Source organism: Escherichia sp. E4385 (assembly GCF_963883145.1).
Taxonomy (GTDB): domain Bacteria; phylum Pseudomonadota; class Gammaproteobacteria; order Enterobacterales; family Enterobacteriaceae; genus Escherichia.
Genome location: NZ_CAWOOJ010000011.1, coordinates 249,858 through 268,892 on the forward strand (window position 1 = coordinate 249,858; position 19,035 = coordinate 268,892).

General features: G+C 48.0%; 23 protein-coding genes and 1 pseudogene. 12 read left to right on the forward strand and 12 right to left on the reverse strand.

Annotated features, from left to right (window positions below):
* Positions 1–11: 11 nt before the first annotated feature.
* From AACS80_RS11105 to asr, 3 genes are all read right to left on the reverse strand, one after another.
* Positions 12–833: a trypsin-like serine peptidase gene (locus tag AACS80_RS11105; protein WP_130209303.1), complete on the reverse strand. Its 822-nt coding sequence runs from the start codon at positions 831–833 to the stop codon at positions 12–14.
* 99 nt (positions 834–932) lie between these two features.
* On the reverse strand, positions 933–1,016 hold the full coding sequence (locus AACS80_RS11110) for a hypothetical protein (protein ID WP_000233091.1): 84 nt from the start codon (positions 1,014–1,016) through the stop codon (positions 933–935).
* A 92-nt stretch (positions 1,017–1,108) separates the two neighbouring features.
* Entirely contained in the window at positions 1,109–1,417 is a 309-nt protein-coding gene (gene asr, locus AACS80_RS11115) for an acid resistance repetitive basic protein Asr (RefSeq protein WP_214251102.1), read from the reverse strand.
* 259 nt (positions 1,418–1,676) lie between these two features.
* Here asr and AACS80_RS23965 point away from each other — a divergent pair, with 259 nt between their 5' ends.
* The gene (locus tag AACS80_RS23965) at positions 1,677–1,781 is read left to right on the forward strand and encodes a KPN_01571 family protein (protein WP_214251103.1); all 105 of its coding nucleotides are present in this window, start codon (positions 1,677–1,679) and stop codon (positions 1,779–1,781) included.
* Between the two features lie 49 nt (positions 1,782–1,830).
* Here AACS80_RS23965 and AACS80_RS11120 read toward each other — a convergent pair whose 3' ends face one another.
* A complete protein-coding gene (locus tag AACS80_RS11120) occupies positions 1,831–3,084 on the reverse strand; it encodes an MFS transporter (RefSeq protein WP_135410693.1) in 1,254 nt (417 codons plus the stop codon).
* Between the two features lie 106 nt (positions 3,085–3,190).
* Here AACS80_RS11120 and AACS80_RS11125 point away from each other — a divergent pair, with 106 nt between their 5' ends.
* The 3 genes from AACS80_RS11125 (at position 3,191) to bioD (ending at position 6,260) form a co-directional block, all read left to right on the forward strand.
* Positions 3,191–4,084: a LysR family transcriptional regulator gene (locus AACS80_RS11125; protein ID WP_130209297.1), complete on the forward strand. Its 894-nt coding sequence runs from the start codon at positions 3,191–3,193 to the stop codon at positions 4,082–4,084.
* A 134-nt stretch (positions 4,085–4,218) separates the two neighbouring features.
* Complete coding sequence (gene mlc / locus AACS80_RS11130) at positions 4,219–5,439, forward strand: sugar metabolism global transcriptional regulator Mlc (protein ID WP_130209295.1); 1,221 nt, start codon at positions 4,219–4,221, stop codon at positions 5,437–5,439.
* A gap of 125 nt (positions 5,440–5,564) precedes the next feature.
* Positions 5,565–6,260 (forward strand): dethiobiotin synthase, encoded by a 696-nt coding sequence (gene bioD / locus AACS80_RS11135; protein ID WP_130209293.1) that lies wholly within the window; start codon positions 5,565–5,567, stop codon positions 6,258–6,260.
* Here bioD and clcB read toward each other — a convergent pair.
* From clcB to AACS80_RS11155, 4 genes and pseudogenes are all read right to left on the reverse strand, one after another.
* Positions 6,213–7,505 carry a voltage-gated ClC-type chloride channel ClcB gene (gene clcB, locus AACS80_RS11140; RefSeq protein ID WP_135410694.1) on the reverse strand — a complete coding sequence of 431 codons (1,293 nt, stop codon included), beginning with the start codon at positions 7,503–7,505 and terminating at the stop codon, positions 6,213–6,215. The two genes, bioD and clcB, sit on opposite strands and share 48 nt — an antisense overlap.
* Before the next feature lie 159 nt (positions 7,506–7,664).
* Positions 7,665–8,279, reverse strand: coding sequence for a Tat proofreading chaperone DmsD (dmsD, locus tag AACS80_RS11145; protein WP_130260606.1), 615 nt, complete (start codon positions 8,277–8,279; stop codon positions 7,665–7,667).
* Between the two features lie 42 nt (positions 8,280–8,321).
* A pseudogene (locus tag AACS80_RS11150) lies at positions 8,322–8,408 on the reverse strand (hypothetical protein); the annotation flags it as partial.
* A 52-nt stretch (positions 8,409–8,460) separates the two neighbouring features.
* Entirely contained in the window at positions 8,461–8,766 is a 306-nt protein-coding gene (locus AACS80_RS11155) for a DUF1161 domain-containing protein (protein WP_130219129.1), read from the reverse strand.
* Positions 8,767–8,872: 106 nt separating this feature from the next.
* On the opposite strand from AACS80_RS11155, the gene AACS80_RS11160 reads away from it, so the two are divergent.
* Entirely contained in the window at positions 8,873–9,583 is a 711-nt protein-coding gene (locus AACS80_RS11160; RefSeq protein ID WP_138183788.1) for a YnfC family lipoprotein, read from the forward strand.
* Positions 9,584–9,585: 2 nt separating this feature from the next.
* Here the strand turns inward: AACS80_RS11160 and speG are convergent, their stop codons facing one another.
* Positions 9,586–10,146: a spermidine N1-acetyltransferase gene (speG, locus tag AACS80_RS11165; protein WP_064529978.1), complete on the reverse strand. Its 561-nt coding sequence runs from the start codon at positions 10,144–10,146 to the stop codon at positions 9,586–9,588.
* Between the two features lie 34 nt (positions 10,147–10,180).
* The gene (locus AACS80_RS11170) at positions 10,181–10,522 is read right to left on the reverse strand and encodes a DUF1283 family protein (protein ID WP_138183789.1); all 342 of its coding nucleotides are present in this window, start codon (positions 10,520–10,522) and stop codon (positions 10,181–10,183) included.
* A 134-nt stretch (positions 10,523–10,656) separates the two neighbouring features.
* Here AACS80_RS11170 and AACS80_RS11175 point away from each other — a divergent pair, with 134 nt between their 5' ends.
* The 7 genes from AACS80_RS11175 (at position 10,657) to AACS80_RS11205 (ending at position 17,898) form a co-directional block, all read left to right on the forward strand.
* Positions 10,657–10,983, forward strand: a complete 327-nt coding sequence (locus AACS80_RS11175; protein ID WP_135410695.1) for a YnfA family protein — start codon at positions 10,657–10,659, stop codon at positions 10,981–10,983.
* Between the two features lie 219 nt (positions 10,984–11,202).
* Positions 11,203–12,417, forward strand: coding sequence for a starvation-sensing protein RspA (gene rspA / locus AACS80_RS11180; protein ID WP_131161913.1), 1,215 nt, complete (start codon positions 11,203–11,205; stop codon positions 12,415–12,417).
* An 11-nt stretch (positions 12,418–12,428) separates the two neighbouring features.
* On the forward strand, positions 12,429–13,448 hold the full coding sequence (locus AACS80_RS11185; protein ID WP_135410696.1) for a Zn-dependent oxidoreductase: 1,020 nt from the start codon (positions 12,429–12,431) through the stop codon (positions 13,446–13,448).
* Positions 13,449–13,492: 44 nt separating this feature from the next.
* Entirely contained in the window at positions 13,493–14,467 is a 975-nt protein-coding gene (locus AACS80_RS11190; RefSeq protein WP_130209277.1) for a TRAP transporter substrate-binding protein, read from the forward strand.
* Positions 14,468–14,517: 50 nt separating this feature from the next.
* Positions 14,518–14,994 (forward strand): TRAP transporter small permease, encoded by a 477-nt coding sequence (locus AACS80_RS11195; protein ID WP_135410697.1) that lies wholly within the window; start codon positions 14,518–14,520, stop codon positions 14,992–14,994.
* Positions 14,995–15,018: 24 nt separating this feature from the next.
* The gene (locus tag AACS80_RS11200) at positions 15,019–16,302 is read left to right on the forward strand and encodes a TRAP transporter large permease (RefSeq protein WP_130260610.1); all 1,284 of its coding nucleotides are present in this window, start codon (positions 15,019–15,021) and stop codon (positions 16,300–16,302) included.
* A gap of 135 nt (positions 16,303–16,437) precedes the next feature.
* Positions 16,438–17,898: a mannitol dehydrogenase family protein gene (locus AACS80_RS11205; protein WP_135410698.1), complete on the forward strand. Its 1,461-nt coding sequence runs from the start codon at positions 16,438–16,440 to the stop codon at positions 17,896–17,898.
* A 39-nt stretch (positions 17,899–17,937) separates the two neighbouring features.
* Here the strand turns inward: AACS80_RS11205 and ydfZ are convergent, their stop codons facing one another.
* Positions 17,938–18,141, reverse strand: a complete 204-nt coding sequence (gene ydfZ, locus AACS80_RS11210) for a putative selenium delivery protein YdfZ (RefSeq protein ID WP_000214710.1) — start codon at positions 18,139–18,141, stop codon at positions 17,938–17,940.
* Positions 18,142–18,316: 175 nt separating this feature from the next.
* Positions 18,317–19,003 (reverse strand): DNA-binding transcriptional regulator rspR, encoded by a 687-nt coding sequence (gene rspR, locus AACS80_RS11215; RefSeq protein ID WP_135410699.1) that lies wholly within the window; start codon positions 19,001–19,003, stop codon positions 18,317–18,319.
* Between the last annotated feature and the right edge of the window lie 32 nt (positions 19,004–19,035).

Consider the following 19,035-nt stretch of genomic DNA (forward strand, 5'->3'; position numbering starts at 1 on the left):
GCATTTAAACGCTATTGCCGGGATAACTCTTCCAGTTTGTCGCGAAAGCCGGTAACAGAGATAGCCCGGTTATCAGCCCGCCAGCGATCCTTAGCCGCAGGCGCCGAACTTTGCACGCCAATCAACTGCCAGCCGTCATCAGTATGCAGCATTAGCGGCGAACCGCTGTCACCCGGTAGGGTATCGCACTGATGCGACATCACCGACGTTTGCGCCCAGCCAGTCACTTCGCAATTTTTATGACTGTACAACGTATCCAGGTGATCCTCGGGATAGCCTGCCTGGGTCACTTTGCGACCTGCCGTTTTTAATGCGGCGGTGAGTGCTGCTTTGTCTCCCTCGAAAAGTGGTAAGGGTGTAATGCCAGAAGGCGGATTGCGCAGCACAATCAAACCAAAATCCCACGGCGCGGCAGCAGGCGGGACAATCCAGCCATCTCCATTTGCCTTTAACCGTTTACCTAATGTCGGGTCAACGCGGCCTTCAATGTTGTGGATCTCATAGCGCCATAGCCCCTTATTCGACACAAAACGCAGCGCAATTGCTTTGTCTGGTTTGCCTTTTGGCGGCGTTAATAAACAGTGCCCCGCCGTTAATGCGAGATTGGGCGCAATCAGGGTGGCCGTGCAGAGATTTCCACTGGCAGTCTCCAGTTGCCCAACCGCATCCCACGGAGATTGGGTCGTGTTAATTACTGGCACTCGATCATCATGACCAAAAAAAAGGGTGCTGACTTCATCATTAGCCGATTCAGGACTGTCAGGTTTATCTGCAAATACCAATGCAGATGTCAAACTAATTGCACCCAGTACTACAGCAATGGTTGTACGCATATCACACTCTGGTGGGTAATTATGATTATTAAAAGCAAACCCTCATAAATACTATAGCCGGGACGGGATTAAAGTGGGAGTGAAATCAGATAACTACGATCAGAAAAGATAAAAGCGAGTGGCAATCAATGCACATAAAATAAGGATGATAAGAATGAACTCAAAGCGATAACGGCCCACCATAGTACCCTCCGCTTAAGGCGGCGCTAAACGTTATCCGTCTAGCGCCGTAATTTTCAGGCGCGAGGGGGCGCGCCATTATTGCTGCTGAAAACTTAAGCTGCTGGTTGGGCAGCTGGTTTTGCAGGTTGCTGATGACTGTGTTTCTTGGTGTGCTTTTTCGCGGCTTGTGCTTTTTGTTCCGGAGCTTTCTGTTCGGTTTTCGCTTTTTTATGATGCTTTTTAGCCGCCTGCGCTTTTTGGGCAGGTGCTGCTTTATGCTGTTTTTTATGATGCATGGTTTTTGCAGGTGCAGCTTTGGTGACAGTAGTTGCAGGGGCAGGTGTGGTCGCAGTCTCTGCGGCAAAAGCGGCAGAAGAGAGACTCATCGCAGCGGCAACAACCAGAGCTAATACTTTTTTCATTGTCATACCCTCAATTTGGTTTTTTTATGCAACCCCACTACGGGGCCGATGTAATGACTATATCTCGGGTAATGAGAGGCTTCCGTGAGTGGTTGGTTTCGGCATGTAACGATATGTACAAAGTAAATTGGTAAATAATAACGCGATGTGACTTAAGGTAAATTCCCTACTAATATCAGTAGTCTTGATCGAGTTTACTATTTCTCTGTTCCCAAAACGGTAGAATTACTTTGCATCATCAATAAATGACACACAGTAAATGAATCCGCTAATTTGGGTATTTATTATCCTGATGACATTAGATGCGCTGCGGGAATTGGCTGGCGCTTCGTCTATTTTAGGATGGTTATTAACGTTGAGTTGAGCAGACAATAAGCCCGGGTGGGTATTTTACTCAGCCCGGGCTTATTTTTTCAGGCCTGCAATCGATGGTGCAAACGTGTACCCACTATAATCGCGACCACCAGCATCGACGCAATAAAGGCGCCAACGCCGTTCCAGCCGTAGTTATGCCAGAAGACCCCACCTAATGTTCCAGCAATGCTTGACCCCAGGTAGTAACTGAACAGATACAGCGAGGAAGCCTGGCCTTTGGCGCGTTTAGCACGGGGGCCAATCCAGCTGCTGGCGACCGAGTGAGCAGCAAAGAATCCGGCGGAGAAGAGCAACATCCCGGCAAAAATCAGCCATATCGAACTGAACAATGTCATTAACAGGCCAACAAGCATGACACCTGTCGAAGATAGCATCACCGGACCGCGTCCGAAGCGGGTGGTCATGGTTCCAGCTTTTGGTGAACTCCAGGTACCGGTCAAATAGGCCAGCGATAATAAACCCACCACCGCCTGGCTGACATGCCACGGGGAAAGCATCAAGCGATAGCCAATATAATTAAACAGGGTGACGAATGAGCCCATCAGCAAAAAACCTTCTGCGAATAATAAAGGCAATCCCTGGTCGCGCCAGTGCAGACGGAAGTTGATAAACAATGTTTTAGGGCGCAGTGAGGAAGGGCGGAAATGGCGAGATTCTGGAAGAATTTTCCAGAACATTAACGCCGAGGCCAGTGCGAAACAGCCAATCGCTGCCAGTGCAATTCGCCAGTTGAAGAAATCGGTGAAGACACCGCTAATTAAGCGTCCGCTCATGCCGCCAATCGAGTTACCGCTGATGTACAACCCCATCGAAAAGGCGACAAAACTCGGGTGGATCTCTTCGCTAAGGTAGGTCATGCCCACCGCAGCCACGCCGCTTAATGAAAGGCCAATCAAGGCGCGCATCACCAAAATGCCGTGCCAGCTGGTCATCATCGTCGAAAGTAACGTGCAGATGGAGGCCAATAACAGCGCCGTAACCATCACTGGTTTGCGACCAATGGCATCGGAAAGCGGGCCAGTAAACAGCAATCCGATAGCCAACATTGCCGTTGAAATTGACAGTGAAATACTACTGTTTGCGGGTGTTAAGCCAAACTCCTGTGAAAGAACCGGAAGGATAGGTTGCACACAATAGAGAAGTGCGAAGGTTGCCAGTCCGGCAGAAAAAAGCGCCAGGGTCACGCGCATAAATTGCGGCGTACCGCGTTTGATGAACAGGTTTGGCTGGGAAACGTTTTGCTTGTCAGTGGCGCTTGCCGGAGCGCCATCAACAGTTGTGGAACGACTCACTTGAAATCCTTACTAAATATGCGCGTTGTGTTAGCTCAGGAATAGAGTAGGAAAATCGAATTGTTATGTCTAATATATTAATAGTCTCAAATAATATGTATGAAATATGAATATCGAATTGCGTCACCTACGTTACTTCATCGCTGTTGCAGAAGAACTGCATTTTGGTCGAGCTGCTGCGCGCCTGAATATTTCTCAACCGCCACTAAGCCAACAGATTCAGGCGTTGGAGCAACAAATTGGCGCGCGCCTGCTGGCCAGGACCAATCGAAGCGTCGCGCTCACCGCTGCAGGCAAACAATTTCTTGCCGATAGTCGTCAAATTCTTTCTCTGGTAGACGATGCCGCCGCGCGAGCAGAACGACTGCATCAGGGGGAGGCGGGAGAGTTACGCATTGGTTTTACCTCATCGGCGCCATTCATTCGCGCAGTGTCAGATACCTTATCGTTATTTCGCCGCGAATTTCCTGATGTCCATTTGCAGACGCGCGAGATGAATACCCGCGAGCAAATTGCACCCCTTATCGAAGGGACGCTCGATATGGGACTGTTACGCAATACTTTGCTGCCGGAGACGTTGAACCATGCGGTAATTGTGCATGAACCGCTTATGGCGATGATTCCGCACGATCATCCGTTAGCCGGTAAATCTGTAGTTACGTTGGCGGAACTGGCAAAAGAGCCGTTTGTTTTCTTTGATCCTCACGTTGGGACAGGGCTTTATGATGACATTCTGGGCCTGATGCGACGCTACAATCTTACACCGGTTATTACCCAGGAAGTGGGCGAGGCGATGACCATCATTGGCCTTGTGTCTGCCGGTTTGGGTGTTTCGATTTTGCCTGCCTCATTTAAGCGTGTTCAGCTTAATGAAATGCGTTGGATACCTATTGCTGAAGAAGATGCGGTTTCTGAAATGTGGTTGGTCTGGCCGACGCATCATGAACAAAGTCCGGCAGCGCGAAACTTTCGTATTCAGCTGCTGAATGCTCTCAGGTGAGGTAAAATTCAGCTAAAAAACCCGAAAAGTGTGCTGTTAATCACATGGCTAAGTAAAAATTTGACGGCACGCATTGAAGTGTTTCACCATAGCCTACAGATTATTTCGGAGCGCGAAAATATAGGGAGTATAAGGTGGTTGCAGAAAACCAGCCTGGACATATTGATCAAATAAAGCAGACCAACGCGGGTGCTGTTTATCGCCTGATTGATCAGCTTGGTCCCATTTCGCGTATCGACCTTTCCCGCATGGCGCAACTGGCTCCCGCCAGTATCACCAAAATTGTCCGCGAAATGCTAGAAGCGCATCTGGTGCAAGAGTTAGAAATTAAAGAAGGGGGAAACCGTGGCCGCCCTGCGGTGGGGTTGGTGGTGGAAACAGAAGCCTGGCATTATCTTTCTCTGCGCATCAGTCGTGGTTTAATTTTTCTTGCCCTGCGTGATTTAAGCAGCAAGCTGGTGGTGGAAGAGACACAGGAGCTGGCGCTTCAGGATGAATTGCCTTTGCTGGAACGTATCATTGCGCATATTGATCAGTTTTTTATCCGTCATCAGAAAAAACTCGAGCGCCTGACATCCATCGCCATTACTTTGCCGGGAATTATTGATACGGAAAATGGTATTGTGCACCGGATGCCGTTTTACGAGGATGTGAAAGAGATGCCGCTCGGCGAAGCGCTGGAGCAGCACACAGGTGTACCGGTTTACATTCAGCATGATATTAGTGCATGGACGATGGCCGAGGCATTATTTGGAGCCTCTCGCGGGGCGCGCGATGTGATTCAGGTGGTAATTGATCACAATGTTGGCGCGGGCGTGATTACCGACGGTCACTTGTTACATGCTGGAAGCAGTAGCCTGGTAGAAATTGGTCATACCCAAGTGGATCCGTATGGTAAACGCTGTTATTGCGGTAACCACGGTTGTCTGGAAACCATCGCCAGTGTGGACAGCATCCTCGAACTGGCGCAATTACGCCTTAATCAGTCAATGAGTTCGATGTTGCACGGGCAGCCTTTGAGCGTAGATTCATTATGCCATGCGGCGTTGCAGGGTGACTTGCTGGCAAAGGATATTATCACTGGCGTAGGCGCGCATGTTGGGCGTATTCTGGCCATCATGGTGAATTTATTTAACCCACAAAAAATACTGATTGGCTCGCCGTTAAGCAAAGCGGCAAATATTCTGTTCCCTGTGATTTCTGACAGCATCCGTCAGCAGGCGCTTCCTGCATACAGCCAGCATATTAGCGTTGAGAGCACTCAGTTCACCAATCAGGGGACAATGGCAGGGGCCGCGCTGGTAAAAGATGCGCTATATAATGGATCTTTGCTGATTCGTCTGTTGCAGGGTTAACATTTTTTAACTGTTCTACCAAAATTTGCGCTATCTCAAATTGAGTGCAGAAAGCATAACTTAGACTTTCCACGTTGAATTATTTTCCTGGCTTATATTAGTGAAGCATAACGGTGGAGTTAGTGATGCTGAAGCGTTTCTTTATAACAGGTACAGACACTTCTGTAGGGAAAACGGTGGTTTCCCGCGCATTGCTACAAGCGTTAGCCTCCCAGGGAAAAACAGTTGCGGGATACAAACCCGTAGCGAAGGGGAGCAAAGAGACACCTGAGGGGCTGCGTAACAAAGATGCCCTGGTGTTGCAGAGTGTTTCATCAATTGAACTGCCTTATGAAGCAGTCAATCCCATTGCGTTAAGCGAAGAAGAAAGTAGCGTGGCGCACAGTTGTCCAATCAATTACACGCTCATTTCAAATGGTCTGGCTAACCTGACTGACAAAGTTGATCATGTTGTCGTTGAGGGGACTGGCGGATGGCGTAGCCTGATGAATGATCTGCGTCCGCTCTCTGAATGGGTGGTCCAGGAGCAGCTACCAGTGTTGATGGTGGTGGGTATTCAGGAAGGCTGTATTAACCATGCGCTTCTGACCGCACAAGCGATTGCGAACGACGGTCTGCCTCTCATTGGCTGGGTGGCTAATCGTATTAACCCTGGGTTAGCGCATTATGCTGAAATCATTGATGTGCTGGGTAAAAAACTCCCGGCACCGCTCATTGGTGAACTGCCTTATCTGCCCCGAGCTGAACAGCGAGAACTGGGTCAATACATCCGCTTAGCCATGCTGCGTAGTGTGCTGTCGGTAGATAGAGTCAGGGTGTAAGGTCCGCGACATTACCGACGCGATCACGCAGGCAATCAATAAACCGGGGAGTAGCTGATACTCCCCGGTCATTTCACATATCATCAATGTCGACATAATTGGCGCATGCGTGGTCGCAGCCAGCAGAGTTGCCATCCCTGTTAGTCCGAGTAAAAGCGTCATTTCTTCGCCGCCTGGAAGCCATAACCCCAGGCTATGTCCATATAGCATGCCAATTGCAAGCCCGATAAATAGCGTTGGCGTAAACACGCCGCCAGGCGCGCCGGAACCGCTACTGGCCAGCACGGCAAAAAGTTTGCAGATGAAGATCGCAGCAATGACCGTAAACAGTGGTGGGGTGGTTAAAAAGGATTGCACCGTACTATAACCATTGCCCCATACGGCAGGTGTGAGCAGGGAAAGCAGGCCGACGATCAACCCCCCTAACGCCAACTGCCAGGGCGGCGTCAGTTTTAGGTGAACAAAACCTTGATGACTGGCGCTCATCATTTTCAACAGTAATGGTCCGCAAAGACCAGCCAGTACGCCGGTACTGATAATTAGCGCATAGTCCCGCACATGCAGCGTCACCTCGAGTTGAACGCTGTAGAGCAATGCATCGCTGTGATTAATAAGATTGCTGACAAGCAATGCCACCACGGCTGAAATCACCACTGGGCCAAGAGAGGCAAGCATCATGGTGCCAAACAGCACTTCGGCAATAAATAAACTCCCGGCAAGCGGTGCGCGATAGGCTGCAGCCATGCCTGCCGCAGCACCGCAGGCAATCCATAATTTCCACTCTTCACGCGGCGTAAAACGTTGGGCAAACCAGCATGCAGCAAGAGCCGCCAGCAGAATCATCGCCCCTTCACGGCCAATTGCGCTACCGCTTGTCACCACCAGCAGAGAGGCAAGTGATTTTACCAGGCTTGCTGCGTAATCGAACTGCCCCTCGCTCTGCAACGCTTCCATATAATCGGTCGGCGCATGGGGTCGTTGCTGCGTAACTCTCTGCCAACCCATGAGCAATAAACCTGCCACCAGACCGCCGAGCGCAGGAGTTAACAAGCGTCGCCACGGAGAAAGGTTTGTTGCAGCATTGACCAGACTCCCGGAATCATTGCTCAGGAACAACCACTCCAGCAACAGCATGGCATGACGGAATCCGGCAACGGCAAACGCCGCGAGAATACCGATTATCGTTGCGATAAGCAGACGACGAAACAGGGTGCGCAGATCCGGGTAAAGGTGTAGATGATGCATGAGTAGAAATGGCAAGTTAAACACGGGCATCTATTTTGCGGGAAAAGACGTCAGGCGCAAAAGCTGTACGTGCTTTAAGTGGGGAAATGGTGTGACACTGTAACTTATTTAATATGGGATGGCGCGATATTGCCGCCATCCGGTAATGCTACGGGAACCTTAACGAAAAAGTGGCTTAACTGCGACGGGAATCAGCAATTGTGACTGCCACTCAGCCAGCGTTAAGCGAGCCAGTTCACCAAGCGAGCGGTAAAAAGGGTGTTCTGCTTTTTCGATAAACACCTCGAGAAAGCGCGTCGACCACGGTAAAAGATGCCACGCCAGCAACTCTTCGCACTCAGTCTGACGACCGCTCTCCGCCAGCCAGGCCGCCATCAGTAGCAAGGAGCCAAAATGATCTTCAGGTTCGTTTTGCTTCATCTCAAACTGAATGCCTTTTTCGCGCATCCATTGACGAAGTGCCAACGTTGAATCGCCAAACAGTACCGATTCACGATCCAACCAGACCGATCCCCACGGCGGGGACGGCAACGCCCACGGGCCAACGAATAAACGCTGCCAGGCCTGTGTACGCGACTCTTCACTCTGTTGCTGAAAAGCCGTTACCAGCGGCACTAAAGAAGTTTGCGGCAGAGGCCACTGAGTTTCCCAGCCATCGCTGGTCATTGCAGAAACCAGAGGCGCTGCTTCCTCGCTTTCTGGAGCGTAATAAAACAGTGCTCCCAGCACGCGCGCCGCGACAGAAAAATTATCTTGTTGTGAAAAATGCGTCATTCTTATCATCCTGAAACGTGCGGCTTGCCCCGCACCAAGTTGTTAACCTGCGACGGCCATTCCGACCGTCATATGCAGGCCATAAAATAGCGCTCGCCCGATCATCTCACCGCCCGGTATGAGACACAAGCACGTTGCAGTATGTAGACCTGATAAGACGCGCCAGCGTCCATCATACTTTTTACTGCGGTTCGGCAGGCGCGCCATCCTGAGTCGGTTGTGCAGGGGCAGAATTGTTACCGCTGGTGGTGCGGTCATAGAGAATTTTATGCGTATCATTGGCACAATGGCCAACCACCCTGGTGTCAGGTTGATCGATCTGATCATTTGGCACAATACTTAAAGTAAAGCTACTTTCTGGCACACCGTTATTGATAATACGCTGTGAAATATCGCTCTTTATCCGTTCACAAGAATCTGGCGCGGCCAGCACGGCGGGTGAGGCAATTGTGAGCAGTAGCGCGGCGCAATAAGTTGAGATTTTCATCATTGGCTCCTTAAATGAATATTACTCACTAAGCATAGCATTTCACGTGTAAAGCACTGTATTTACTACTATGATTGATAATAATCTCTACTGTCTGGTGACTAAAGTGAATTTCAAATTACTGCCATGTTTGCTCGCGATAATGCTTACAGGATGCGATCGCGCAGAAGTGACGTTTTCTTTTACGCCAGAGATGGCCAGCTTCTCTAATGAATTTGATTTCGATCCGCTGCGTGGTCCGGTTAAAGATTTCACCCAGACATTGATGAATGAACAAGGGGAAGTGACGAAACGTGTTTCAGGCAGCTTATCGGAAGAAGGTTGCTTCGATTCGCTTGAATTATTGGATCTGGAAAATAATACCGTGGTTGCCTTAGTGCTGGATGCGAATTATTACCGTGATGCGCAGACACTGGAGAAAAAAGTACGTTTACAGGGTAAATGCCAGTTAGCAGAATTACCTTCCGCCGGAGTGAGTTGGGAAACCGATGATAATGGCTTTGTAGTTAAAGCCAGCAGTAAACAGATGAAAGTGGATTATAGGTATGATGAACAGGGCTATCCGTTGGGTAAAACCACGGTAAGCAACGATAAAACGTTATCAGTCACTGCAACACCATCAACTGATCCGATCAAAAAACTCGATTACACGGCGGTTACTTTACTGAATAATCAACAAGTTGGTAATGTGAAGCAAAGCTGTGAATATGACAGTCACGCCAATCCGGTGGACTGCCAATTGATCATTGTTGATGAAGCGGAAAAACCCGTCGTCGAACGGGTTTACACTATCAAAAATACCATTGATTATTATTAACGCTATTGCGCGGTCGGCTTCAGCATCGCCTGACCCGGCGTTTTATGTTCCGCCAGATACTGATGCTGGAATATACACATGCGAATGGCATTGCGATATTGACCATTAATAAAGAATTCATGCATCAGTTCACCTTCGACCGTAAAACCGAGCTTACGGTAAATGTGAATCGCTTTTTCATTCTCTTTATCGACAATCAGATACAGTTTATAGAGATTAAGAACAGTGAAGCCATAATCCATTGCTAATTTTGCTGCGCGTGTTGCCAGACCTTTGCCCTGGTATTCCGGGGAGATGATTATCTGAAATTCTGCGCGGCGGTGGACATGGTTAATTTCAACCAGTTCCACCAGACCCGCTTTTTCACCATCGCACTCCACCACGAAACGGCGCTCACTCTGATCGTGAATATGTTTATCGTACAGATCAGAGAGTTCAACAAAGGCTTCGTAGGGTTCCTCAAACCAGTAACGCATCACGCTGGCGTTATTGTCGAGTTGATGCACATAGCGTAAATCTTCACGCTCCAGCGGACGTAGCTTAACACTGTGGGCGCTTGTCATAACGTGTCCTTACATTCCTTATATCAATAACAGGTTAGGGGGTAATTACGCGGCCAGTACGACGGTCCAGGCAACGTAAAGTATTCGGTTCCCAGTAGGCATTAATGTTGGCACTTTGTTCGCATTTATCGCGGCTATCGAATGCGGCGTCAACCTTATCCCATTCTTTCTCGGTGCGTTTATTGACTTTTTGACGCAGATTGCGAGTTTCATTCCATTGCTCTTTTTGCATTGTCGCCTGTTGGCGACTCTGTGCGCTGTCGCCAGACTCAATCACCAGTTTATTGGTTTCTGCATGAGTAGTTGCGCTAAATGCCAGTGCGCAAGGTAGCAGAAAAGCGAGCAGTCCGAGCCGTTTGCTGGAAGTAATATTCATGATTCATTCCTTACATGAATGTTTAAAGGGGATTTTACACGATCCACTGCGAACGCAAAACGTACCAGAAGGATGTAGAGGGTGATGATATTATGTCGAGCCATAAATATACATGATGTCAATGAGTGACAAAAATGATTAAAACAACGTTACTGTTTTTTGCTACCGCCTTGTGTGAAATTGTCGGATGCTTCCTGCCCTGGCTATGGCTTAAACGGAACGTCAGCGTATGGCTGCTGGTTCCGGCGGGGATTTCTCTGGCGCTTTTCGTCTGGCTGTTAACATTGCATCCGGCGGCCAGTGGGCGAGTGTATGCAGCTTATGGTGGCGTTTATGTTTGCACGGCGCTGCTGTGGCTGCGGGTTGTGGATGGCGTAAAACTCAGTCTCTACGACTGGACTGGAGCATTGGTCGCGCTATGCGGGATGTTGATTATTGTTGCTGGCTGGGGACGAGTTTGATTTTGCCTGGAATGATAAATCTTTTTTATTATTAATAAGATATGCCATACATGGCGTCCAAAATAACAGCAAAATCTGGCTGTCTTTAGATCTATTCACGGCGCAAATACGCGCCTTTTTTTGTGATCATTCTGGCTTTTTTGTGTCTTCATACTTGTATGGCAGTGGTTCAACTGCGTAGATTTCATGCATCACGAAGATCGATGCAAGGAATAAAACATGAAGATCGTAGGGGCTGAAGTTTTTGTCACCTGTCCAGGACGTAATTTTGTCACCTTAAAAATCACCACCGAGAATGGTATTACCGGTCTTGGCGATGCCACACTTAACGGACGCGAGCTTTCGGTAGCATCTTATCTACAAGATCATCTTTGCCCACAACTCATTGGTCGCGATGCACACCGTATCGAAGATATCTGGCAGTTTTTCTATAAAGGGGCGTACTGGCGTCGCGGTCCAGTCACCATGTCGGCCATTTCAGCTGTTGATATGGCGCTGTGGGACATTAAAGCCAAAGCCGCCAACATGCCGCTTTATCAGCTACTGGGTGGCGCGTCTCGCGAAGGGGTTATGGTTTATTGTCACACGACCGGTCACTCCATTGATGAGGCACTGGATGATTATGCTCGTCATCAGGAACTGGGATTCAAAGCCATCCGCGTACAGTGCGGCATTCCAGGCATGAAGACCACCTATGGCATGTCCAAAGGCAAAGGGCTGGCTTATGAACCTGCGACAAAAGGGCAGTGGCCGGAGGAGCAGTTGTGGTCGACGGAAAAATATCTCGATTTCATGCCAAAACTGTTCGACGCGGTACGTAACAAGTTTGGTTTTGATGAACATCTGCTGCATGACATGCACCATCGCTTAACGCCTATTGAAGCGGCACGCTTTGGTAAAAGCATTGAAGATTATCGCATGTTCTGGATGGAAGACCCGACGCCTGCGGAAAACCAGGAGTGTTTCCGCCTCATTCGCCAACACACCGTCACGCCAATTGCGGTGGGTGAAGTCTTCAATAGCATTTGGGACTGCAAACAACTGATAGAAGAACAACTCATCGACTATATCCGCGCCACGCTGACTCATGCGGGCGGCATCACCGGTATGCGTCGGATCGCTGATTTCGCATCCCTGTATCAGGTACGAACTGGCTCACACGGTCCTTCTGATTTGTCACCTGTCTGCATGGCAGCGGCGCTGCACTTTGATCTGTGGGTACCAAATTTCGGCGTTCAGGAATATATGGGCTATTCCGAACAAATGCTCGAAGTCTTCCCGCATAACTGGACATTTGATAACGGCTATATGCATCCGGGCGATAAACCGGGTCTTGGCATCGAGTTTGATGAAAAGCTGGCAGCGAAATATCCCTATGAACCTGCATATCTGCCAGTCGCACGCCTGGAAGATGGCACACTCTGGAACTGGTAAGGACGGAATATATGGTTAGTGTTGTGGTTGAAAAACCTGGACAAATGCATCTGATTGATAGCGTTTCTTCTGCGCCAAAAGCTGATGAAGTTTGTATCAAAGTTGAGTATGCAGGGATATGTGGTTCAGACCTGCATATTTATCATGGCGCAAATCCTTTTGCTGTTTACCCTCGTATCGTAGGACATGAATTTGTCGGAACGATAACCAGCGTAGGGGACAATATCTCTCCGCAACGCATTGGTGAACGCGTCGTGGTTGATCCTGTCATTAGCTGCGGTCATTGTTATCCATGTTCAATTGGGCGCCCGAATGTGTGCGAAAGCTTAAACGTATTAGGCGTTCATCGCGATGGTGGCTTTACCGATTATACCAGTGTTCCAGCAACTAACATCTGGCGAGTGCCGGAATCTATACCAGCAAACCTTGCAGCGGCAATTGAACCGTATGCGGTAGCCGCCAATGTAACCAATCGTACGGGGGTTTTCCCAACGGATGTTGCACTGGTATATGGAGCAGGTCCGGCAGGTTTAACAATTATTGATGTTTTGTGTAACGTCTGGCAGATTCCAGTAATTGTGGTGGATCAACGCGAAGATCGCCTGCTTATGGCAGGACGTTGTGGTGCGACTCATACTTTTAATAACCGGAATGGTTCATTACGGGAATTTCTGCACAATAACAAACTAACACCTACGTTAATTTATGATGCGGTTTGCCATCCATCTATCCTGGAAGAAGCCGTGACGTTAATCTCTCCTGCCGGGCGAATTGGACTTTTAGGTTTTTCTGCGACACCGTCCGCAATAGCGCAACAAGAATTAACTCGTCGTGAGTTAACCCTCTATTCATCGCGTTTAAATTGTCGTATGTTCCCTACAGTTATTGAGTGGATGGTGATGGGATTAATTCATCCGGAGAATATTATAAGTCATGTTTTTGATATTCAACATGTACATGAAGCATTTAAACTCATCGAGTCTCAACAAGAAGGGCTGTGCAAAGTATTATTGAAATTCCCCGAGTCCTGAATGTCTTATATAAAAGTAACTGTACCTACAAAGGAACATTAATCATGGAAAAGAAAAAGCTATCTCTGGCACTTTGTACTCTGTTTGGTGGATTATTAAGTTTTTCAGCTATCGCCGCAGATGTTACCCTAAAATTAGGGCATCCTGTAAATGAAGAACATAGTTGGCATAAAGCCTCACTGAAGTTTGCTGAGTTGGTAAAGCAAAAAACAAATAATGCGGTAGAAGTTAAAATCTATCCTAATGAATCATTAGGTAAAGAAATGGATATTATTAACGCAATTCAGCTAGGAAGCGTTGATATGACCATTACAGGTGAGTCATTACAAAACTGGGCACCTTCTGCGGCATTGCTGGCAGTGCCTTATATGATTACTTCTTCAGAACAAATGGCAAAAATTGTTAATGGTGAAGTTGGCGCACAAATATCCAAAGATATTGAAGAGCGTGTGAAACTGAAAACCATCGCCTGGTTTGAACGCGGCCCCCGTAACCTGACGTCTAACCGTCCGATTACCAATCCGGAAGAACTTAAAGGGCTGACTCTACGTTTACCGAACGTACCAATGTTCATCAACGTTTGGAAAGATTTGGGCGCGCAACCGACACCAATGGCATTTTCTGAAGTCTTTACTGGCTTGCAGCAGGGAGTGATTGAAGGGCAGGAAAATCCACTTTCTATGATTATGAGTGGTAGTTTCTTTGAAGTGCAGAAGTATCTTAACCGGACAGAACATGTTCGTAGCTGGATCTATCTGGTTATGGGGACGAAGAAGTTTAATAAGCTGAAGCCAGAATACCAGCAGGCTATTATTGATGCAGGCAAAGAGGCACAGGCCTATGAACACGAACTATATTTACAGGATGAAGCTAAATTAGTTGAAGCTCTGCAAGCGAAAGGGATGACGCTGGTTGATGTACATCAGAACGAGTTTGCTCGGATAGCAAATGAATCAGTTGAAAAATCAATTAATCCACAAATCAAACCTCTTTACGAAAAAGCTCGAGCAACAAAATAATATTAAACGGGGGGAGATATTCCCCCTTTTTGAGCTACTGAGGGGAAAATATGTTTAATAAGTTATATGGATATATAGAAAAAATTTATTTAACTATTGGTACGGTTTTATTAATTGCGCTCATTGGTGTAGTATTGCTCCAAGTTATATCTCGGCCATTACCAATAAGTTCGCCAGCATGGACAGAGGAGGTCGCTCGCTTTCTACTGGTTTACGTTGTCGCATTTGGTTGTGCACTGGCAACGGGTAAACGTGAATTGGTGAACGTTGATTTGGTAGTAAGTCTGCTGCCATCTGGTTTGAAGAAATATCTGGTGCTACTTATTGATTTGGTTATTCTTACCTGCTCAATTACTCTAATGATCAATTCCGTAGAATATGTAGAAAGCACAATGTGGCGTATGGCTACTACACTGCCTATTTCACAGGCATGGGTGACATCCTCGGTGATTATCATTACCGGAAACATATCGCTTTTTACTTTGTTTAATTTGATTCGGGATTTTACGCCGCAAGGGCGGAAATAGAATTATCTAATGTGAGAACAGCGCATGAATCCGACTATTGGTCTGTTTGTGATATTCTTTGTTTCACTTATGCTGGGAGTTCCGGTTATTTTCTCCCTTGCGTTATCGTCAATCTTCTATCTACTGGTTACTGATATGGGACTCGCCATTATGGCGAATCAGTTCTTTAGTGGTATGGACTCTTTTGTACTGCTTTGTATCCCCGGTTTTTTGCTGGCGGGAGGATTAATGAACGGCGGCGGCATTACTGACCGAATTGTATCTTTCAGTAACGCATGGCTGGGTCACATTCGTGGCGGTTTAGCAATGGCCAACGTTAGCGGCTCAATGATCTTTGCAGGTATTTCCGGCACGGCAGTTTCCGAAGCCGCCAGCATTGGATCAGTAATGATCCCCGCAATGAAACGCAGTGGTTACGATGCACCATTTTCTGGGGCAATAACTGCAGTGGCATCGACAGTCGGTCCAATTATTCCGCCCAGTGTACCAATGATCATTGTTGGTACGTTAACCGGTTTGTCAGTAGGTAAACTTTTTATCGCTGGGGCAGTTCCTGGTTTAATGATGGGCTTAACCATGGCCAGTATCGCATGGTACCTGGCGCATAAACGGGGTTATCCAAAAGGTGAGCGGGCTACATTTCGTCAACGGTTACATGCTACGCGTGGGGCGATCTGGGCAATTCTAATGCCGGTCATGATTATCGGCGGTTTGGTTACTGGTCTGTTTACTCCGACTGAAGCATCTGTATTTGCTGTTGTGTTTTCGTTGATCGTGGGCTTTTTTGTCTATGGTGACTTGACTGTGAGCAAATTCATGGGATGTATGATGGAAAGCATCAGCGGTACGGCTGGCATTTTGATGCTGGTTGGTTTCGCCAATGTTTTTGCCTGGATCCTGACATCTGAAGGGATCCCGCAGCAAATTGCTGATGGCATGTTATCTATTACAAGCAACAAATATTTGTTAATTCTAATGATTAACCTGCTGCTGTTGTTGGTCGGCATGTTTATGGAAACCATCGCAGCACTATTGATTCTCTTTACCCCATTACTATCAGTTGCGACAGCTATCGGTATGGATCCAATCCATTTTGCAGTAATGATGGTAATGAACCTTGTAATCGGCCTGACGACACCACCTGTTGGCGTGTGCCTCTTCGTTTCGCAGGGAATTGCCCGTGTTTCTTTAGGAGAGATCAGTAAAGCGGTAATTCCGTTTATTACAGGAAATATCATTTTGCTATTTATGGTTTCTTATATTCCGGGACTTTCGCTGTGGCTACCGGCATTGCTAGGTATGAAATAATCCATTTTTATTCGTTACCCGGTTATATTTTCCGATAGTGTGGCCGGGCTTTCGCTAATGATAAGAGAAAAAATATACCACTGCGATATTTGCAACAGATACATCGTAGTTTAATTGACAGAAACAGGTCTTCTTATGGAAAACAGACTTTTTAACGCCAGAGCGACACTCCCTGGTTATGATCGTAATAACCTGGCACCCAAAATTGTTCATTTAGGTTTTGGCGCATTTCATCGCGCGCATCAGGGTGTGTATGCCGACATCCTGGCTGCCGAGCATCACAGCGATTGGGGTTACTATGAAGTGAACCTGATCGGCGGTGAACAGCAAATAGCTGATCTAAAACAGCAAGATAATCTCTATACCGTTGCGGAAATGTCGGCCGATGCCTGGACCGCTCGTGTAGTGGGGGTAGTGAAAAAAGCGTTGCACGTGCAAATAGACGGTTTAGACGCTGTGCTTGCTGCCATGTGCGAACCGCAAATTGCAATTGTTTCTCTGACTATTACAGAGAAAGGCTATTTTCACTCTCCGGCGACCGGGCAGTTAATGCTGGATCACCCAATGATCGTTGACGATCTAAACAATCCCCACCAGCCGAAAACGGCACCAGGGGTTATTGTGGAGGCGCTGGCCCGGCGCAAGGCCGCAGGCTTACCGGCATTTACGGTAATGTCGTGCGACAATATGCCGGAAAATGGTCATGTAATGCGTGACGTTGTCACGTCTTATGCGCATGCTGTTGATGCGGAACTGGCGCAATGGATTGTCGAAAACGTGACTTTTCCTTCGACAATGGTCGATCGCATTGTCCCGGCGGTGACGGCTGAAACGCTGAATAAAATTGAGCACCTTACCGGCGTGCGCGATCCAGCAGGTGTTGCCTGTGAACCGTTCCGTCAGTGGGTTATTGAAGATAACTTTGTTGCCGGACGCCCAGAATGGCAAAAAGCAGGTGCTGAACTGGTCAGCGATGTGCTGCCTTATGAAGAGATGAAACTGCGTATGCTCAATGGCAGCCACTCTTTCCTGGCGTATCTGGGCTATCTGGCCGGATATCAGCATATTAACGACTGCATGGAAGATGAAAATTATCGCCGTGCGGCACATGCCTTGATGTTGCAGGAACAGGCGCCGACGCTGAAAGTGCAGGGCGTGGATCTGCAAAATTATGCGGATCGACTGATTGAACGCTACAGTAATCCAGCATTACGCCATCGAACCTGGCAGATTGCGATGGATGGTAGTCAGAAACTCCCACAGCGTATGCTGGATTCCATTCGCTGGCATCTGAAACAGGGCAGCGCGTTCGATCTGTTGGCGCTTGGTGTCGCCGGTTGGATGCGATATGTCGGCGGTGTTGATGAGCAGGGTAATCCTATCGAAATTAGTGACCCGTTATTAACGGTCATTCAGGAGGCCGTGCAAAGTAGTGCAGAAGGGCAAGTGCGCGTGCAGTCCTTGATGGCGATTAATGCGATATTTGGTGATGATTTGCCGAACAATGCGTTGTTCACAGCAAAGGTGACGGAAGCGTATTTGTCTTTATTAGCGCATGGCGCGAAAGCGACCGTGGCGAAATATGCGGTGAAGTGATAAGTGACAGCAATGCCGCCATCGGCGGCATTCACACGCTTAGTTCATGCCGAGACGAATCAGGTCCAGAGGCGCGAGTTTTTCATCACAACCTTCAACTACTACGGTTTTACCGCGGCGGATTTGCTCTGCGGTCAGACCTTCAGTATCAATCGACAGGATCTTGCCAGTGTGACCGGTGCCGCTAACCATAACACGGCTGCCAGTAGTGATTGCGTTACGGTTACGATCGTAGGTCGTCATAGGTGTTTTCTCCTTTCTGATTTACAGTCGAAGCCCACGTAACGGGCGCAATATAAATACTCCTGTCGAGTGAATTTTTTTTTGTTTATGATCAAGTTCACATCTTTTTTGATGCTTGCATAAACCAGAAGAAGGGGGATGAACTCTCACCCCGAATGGGATGAGAGGTAAAGAATTACTCTTCGCTGAACCAGTCGCTATTTTCCTGGCGTATTAGCTGTACGGACTCGCTAATCTCCTGCAAATGCAATGCCATTGCCTTTTCAACGGCATCACCATCATGTGTTTGCAGAGCAGAGAAAATATCCATGTGCTGGCGAAGCAGCATTTCCGGCGGTGAAACGTGGTCAAAACTCATGTAGCGCACCCGGTCAACGGTCGCTTTCAGGTTTTCAATGGTGTCCCAGGCGAGTTGACAGTCGGCAATCTGAGTCAGGAGCTGATGGAAGTTGTCATCAAGTTCAAAAAAATCATCCAGTTGCTTGCGCTCAATGGCAATGCGTTGCTGATGAAGGTTTTGCTCAAGTTGGTAGCACTGGCTTTCAGTGATCATGCTCGCTGCCCGCCGTGCCACCGCGCACTCAATGGCCTGTCGAATAAAACTGCCATTGCGAACCTGGGTCATGGAGATTTTATTGACGTAGCTGCCACGCTGCGGGCGAATTTGAATCAGGCCGTTTTCAGCCAGTTTAATGAAGGCTTCGCGAACCGGCTGGCGTGACACATTGAAACGAACAGAAACTTCTTTTTCCGACAACGGCGTACCTGGTGCAATCAGGCAATGCACAATGTCGCGACGAAGAATACGATAAATTTGCTGATTGACAGGCTGTGTGGGATTAAGTTGTGTTTCGACGGTCATTCGTTATTGCTTTTGAGTGGGTTAACCGCAAG

Bases quoted from the DNA above. Each gene is read 5' to 3' on its own strand.
- AACS80_RS11105 (WP_130209303.1), bottom strand. From the start codon at position 833: ATGCGTACAACCATTGCTGTAGTACTGGGTGCAATTAGTTTGACATCT.
- AACS80_RS11110 (WP_000233091.1), bottom strand. From the start codon at position 1,016: ATGGTGGGCCGTTATCGCTTTGAGTTCATTCTTATCATCCTTATTTTA.
- asr (WP_214251102.1), bottom strand. From the start codon at position 1,417: ATGAAAAAAGTATTAGCTCTGGTTGTTGCCGCTGCGATGAGTCTCTCT.
- AACS80_RS23965 (WP_214251103.1), top strand. From the start codon at position 1,677: ATGAATCCGCTAATTTGGGTATTTATTATCCTGATGACATTAGATGCG.
- AACS80_RS11125 (WP_130209297.1), top strand. From the start codon at position 3,191: ATGAATATCGAATTGCGTCACCTACGTTACTTCATCGCTGTTGCAGAA.
- bioD (WP_130209293.1), top strand. From the start codon at position 5,565: ATGCTGAAGCGTTTCTTTATAACAGGTACAGACACTTCTGTAGGGAAA.
- clcB (WP_135410694.1), bottom strand. From the start codon at position 7,505: ATGCATCATCTACACCTTTACCCGGATCTGCGCACCCTGTTTCGTCGT.
- dmsD (WP_130260606.1), bottom strand. From the start codon at position 8,279: ATGACGCATTTTTCACAACAAGATAATTTTTCTGTCGCGGCGCGCGTG.
- AACS80_RS11155 (WP_130219129.1), bottom strand. From the start codon at position 8,766: ATGAAAATCTCAACTTATTGCGCCGCGCTACTGCTCACAATTGCCTCA.
- speG (WP_064529978.1), bottom strand. From the start codon at position 10,146: ATGACAAGCGCCCACAGTGTTAAGCTACGTCCGCTGGAGCGTGAAGAT.
- AACS80_RS11170 (WP_138183789.1), bottom strand. From the start codon at position 10,522: ATGAATATTACTTCCAGCAAACGGCTCGGACTGCTCGCTTTTCTGCTA.
- AACS80_RS11175 (WP_135410695.1), top strand. From the start codon at position 10,657: ATGATTAAAACAACGTTACTGTTTTTTGCTACCGCCTTGTGTGAAATT.
- rspA (WP_131161913.1), top strand. From the start codon at position 11,203: ATGAAGATCGTAGGGGCTGAAGTTTTTGTCACCTGTCCAGGACGTAAT.
- AACS80_RS11185 (WP_135410696.1), top strand. From the start codon at position 12,429: ATGGTTAGTGTTGTGGTTGAAAAACCTGGACAAATGCATCTGATTGAT.
- AACS80_RS11190 (WP_130209277.1), top strand. From the start codon at position 13,493: ATGGAAAAGAAAAAGCTATCTCTGGCACTTTGTACTCTGTTTGGTGGA.
- AACS80_RS11195 (WP_135410697.1), top strand. From the start codon at position 14,518: ATGTTTAATAAGTTATATGGATATATAGAAAAAATTTATTTAACTATT.
- AACS80_RS11200 (WP_130260610.1), top strand. From the start codon at position 15,019: ATGAATCCGACTATTGGTCTGTTTGTGATATTCTTTGTTTCACTTATG.
- AACS80_RS11205 (WP_135410698.1), top strand. From the start codon at position 16,438: ATGGAAAACAGACTTTTTAACGCCAGAGCGACACTCCCTGGTTATGAT.
- ydfZ (WP_000214710.1), bottom strand. From the start codon at position 18,141: ATGACGACCTACGATCGTAACCGTAACGCAATCACTACTGGCAGCCGT.
- rspR (WP_135410699.1), bottom strand. From the start codon at position 19,003: ATGACCGTCGAAACACAACTTAATCCCACACAGCCTGTCAATCAGCAA.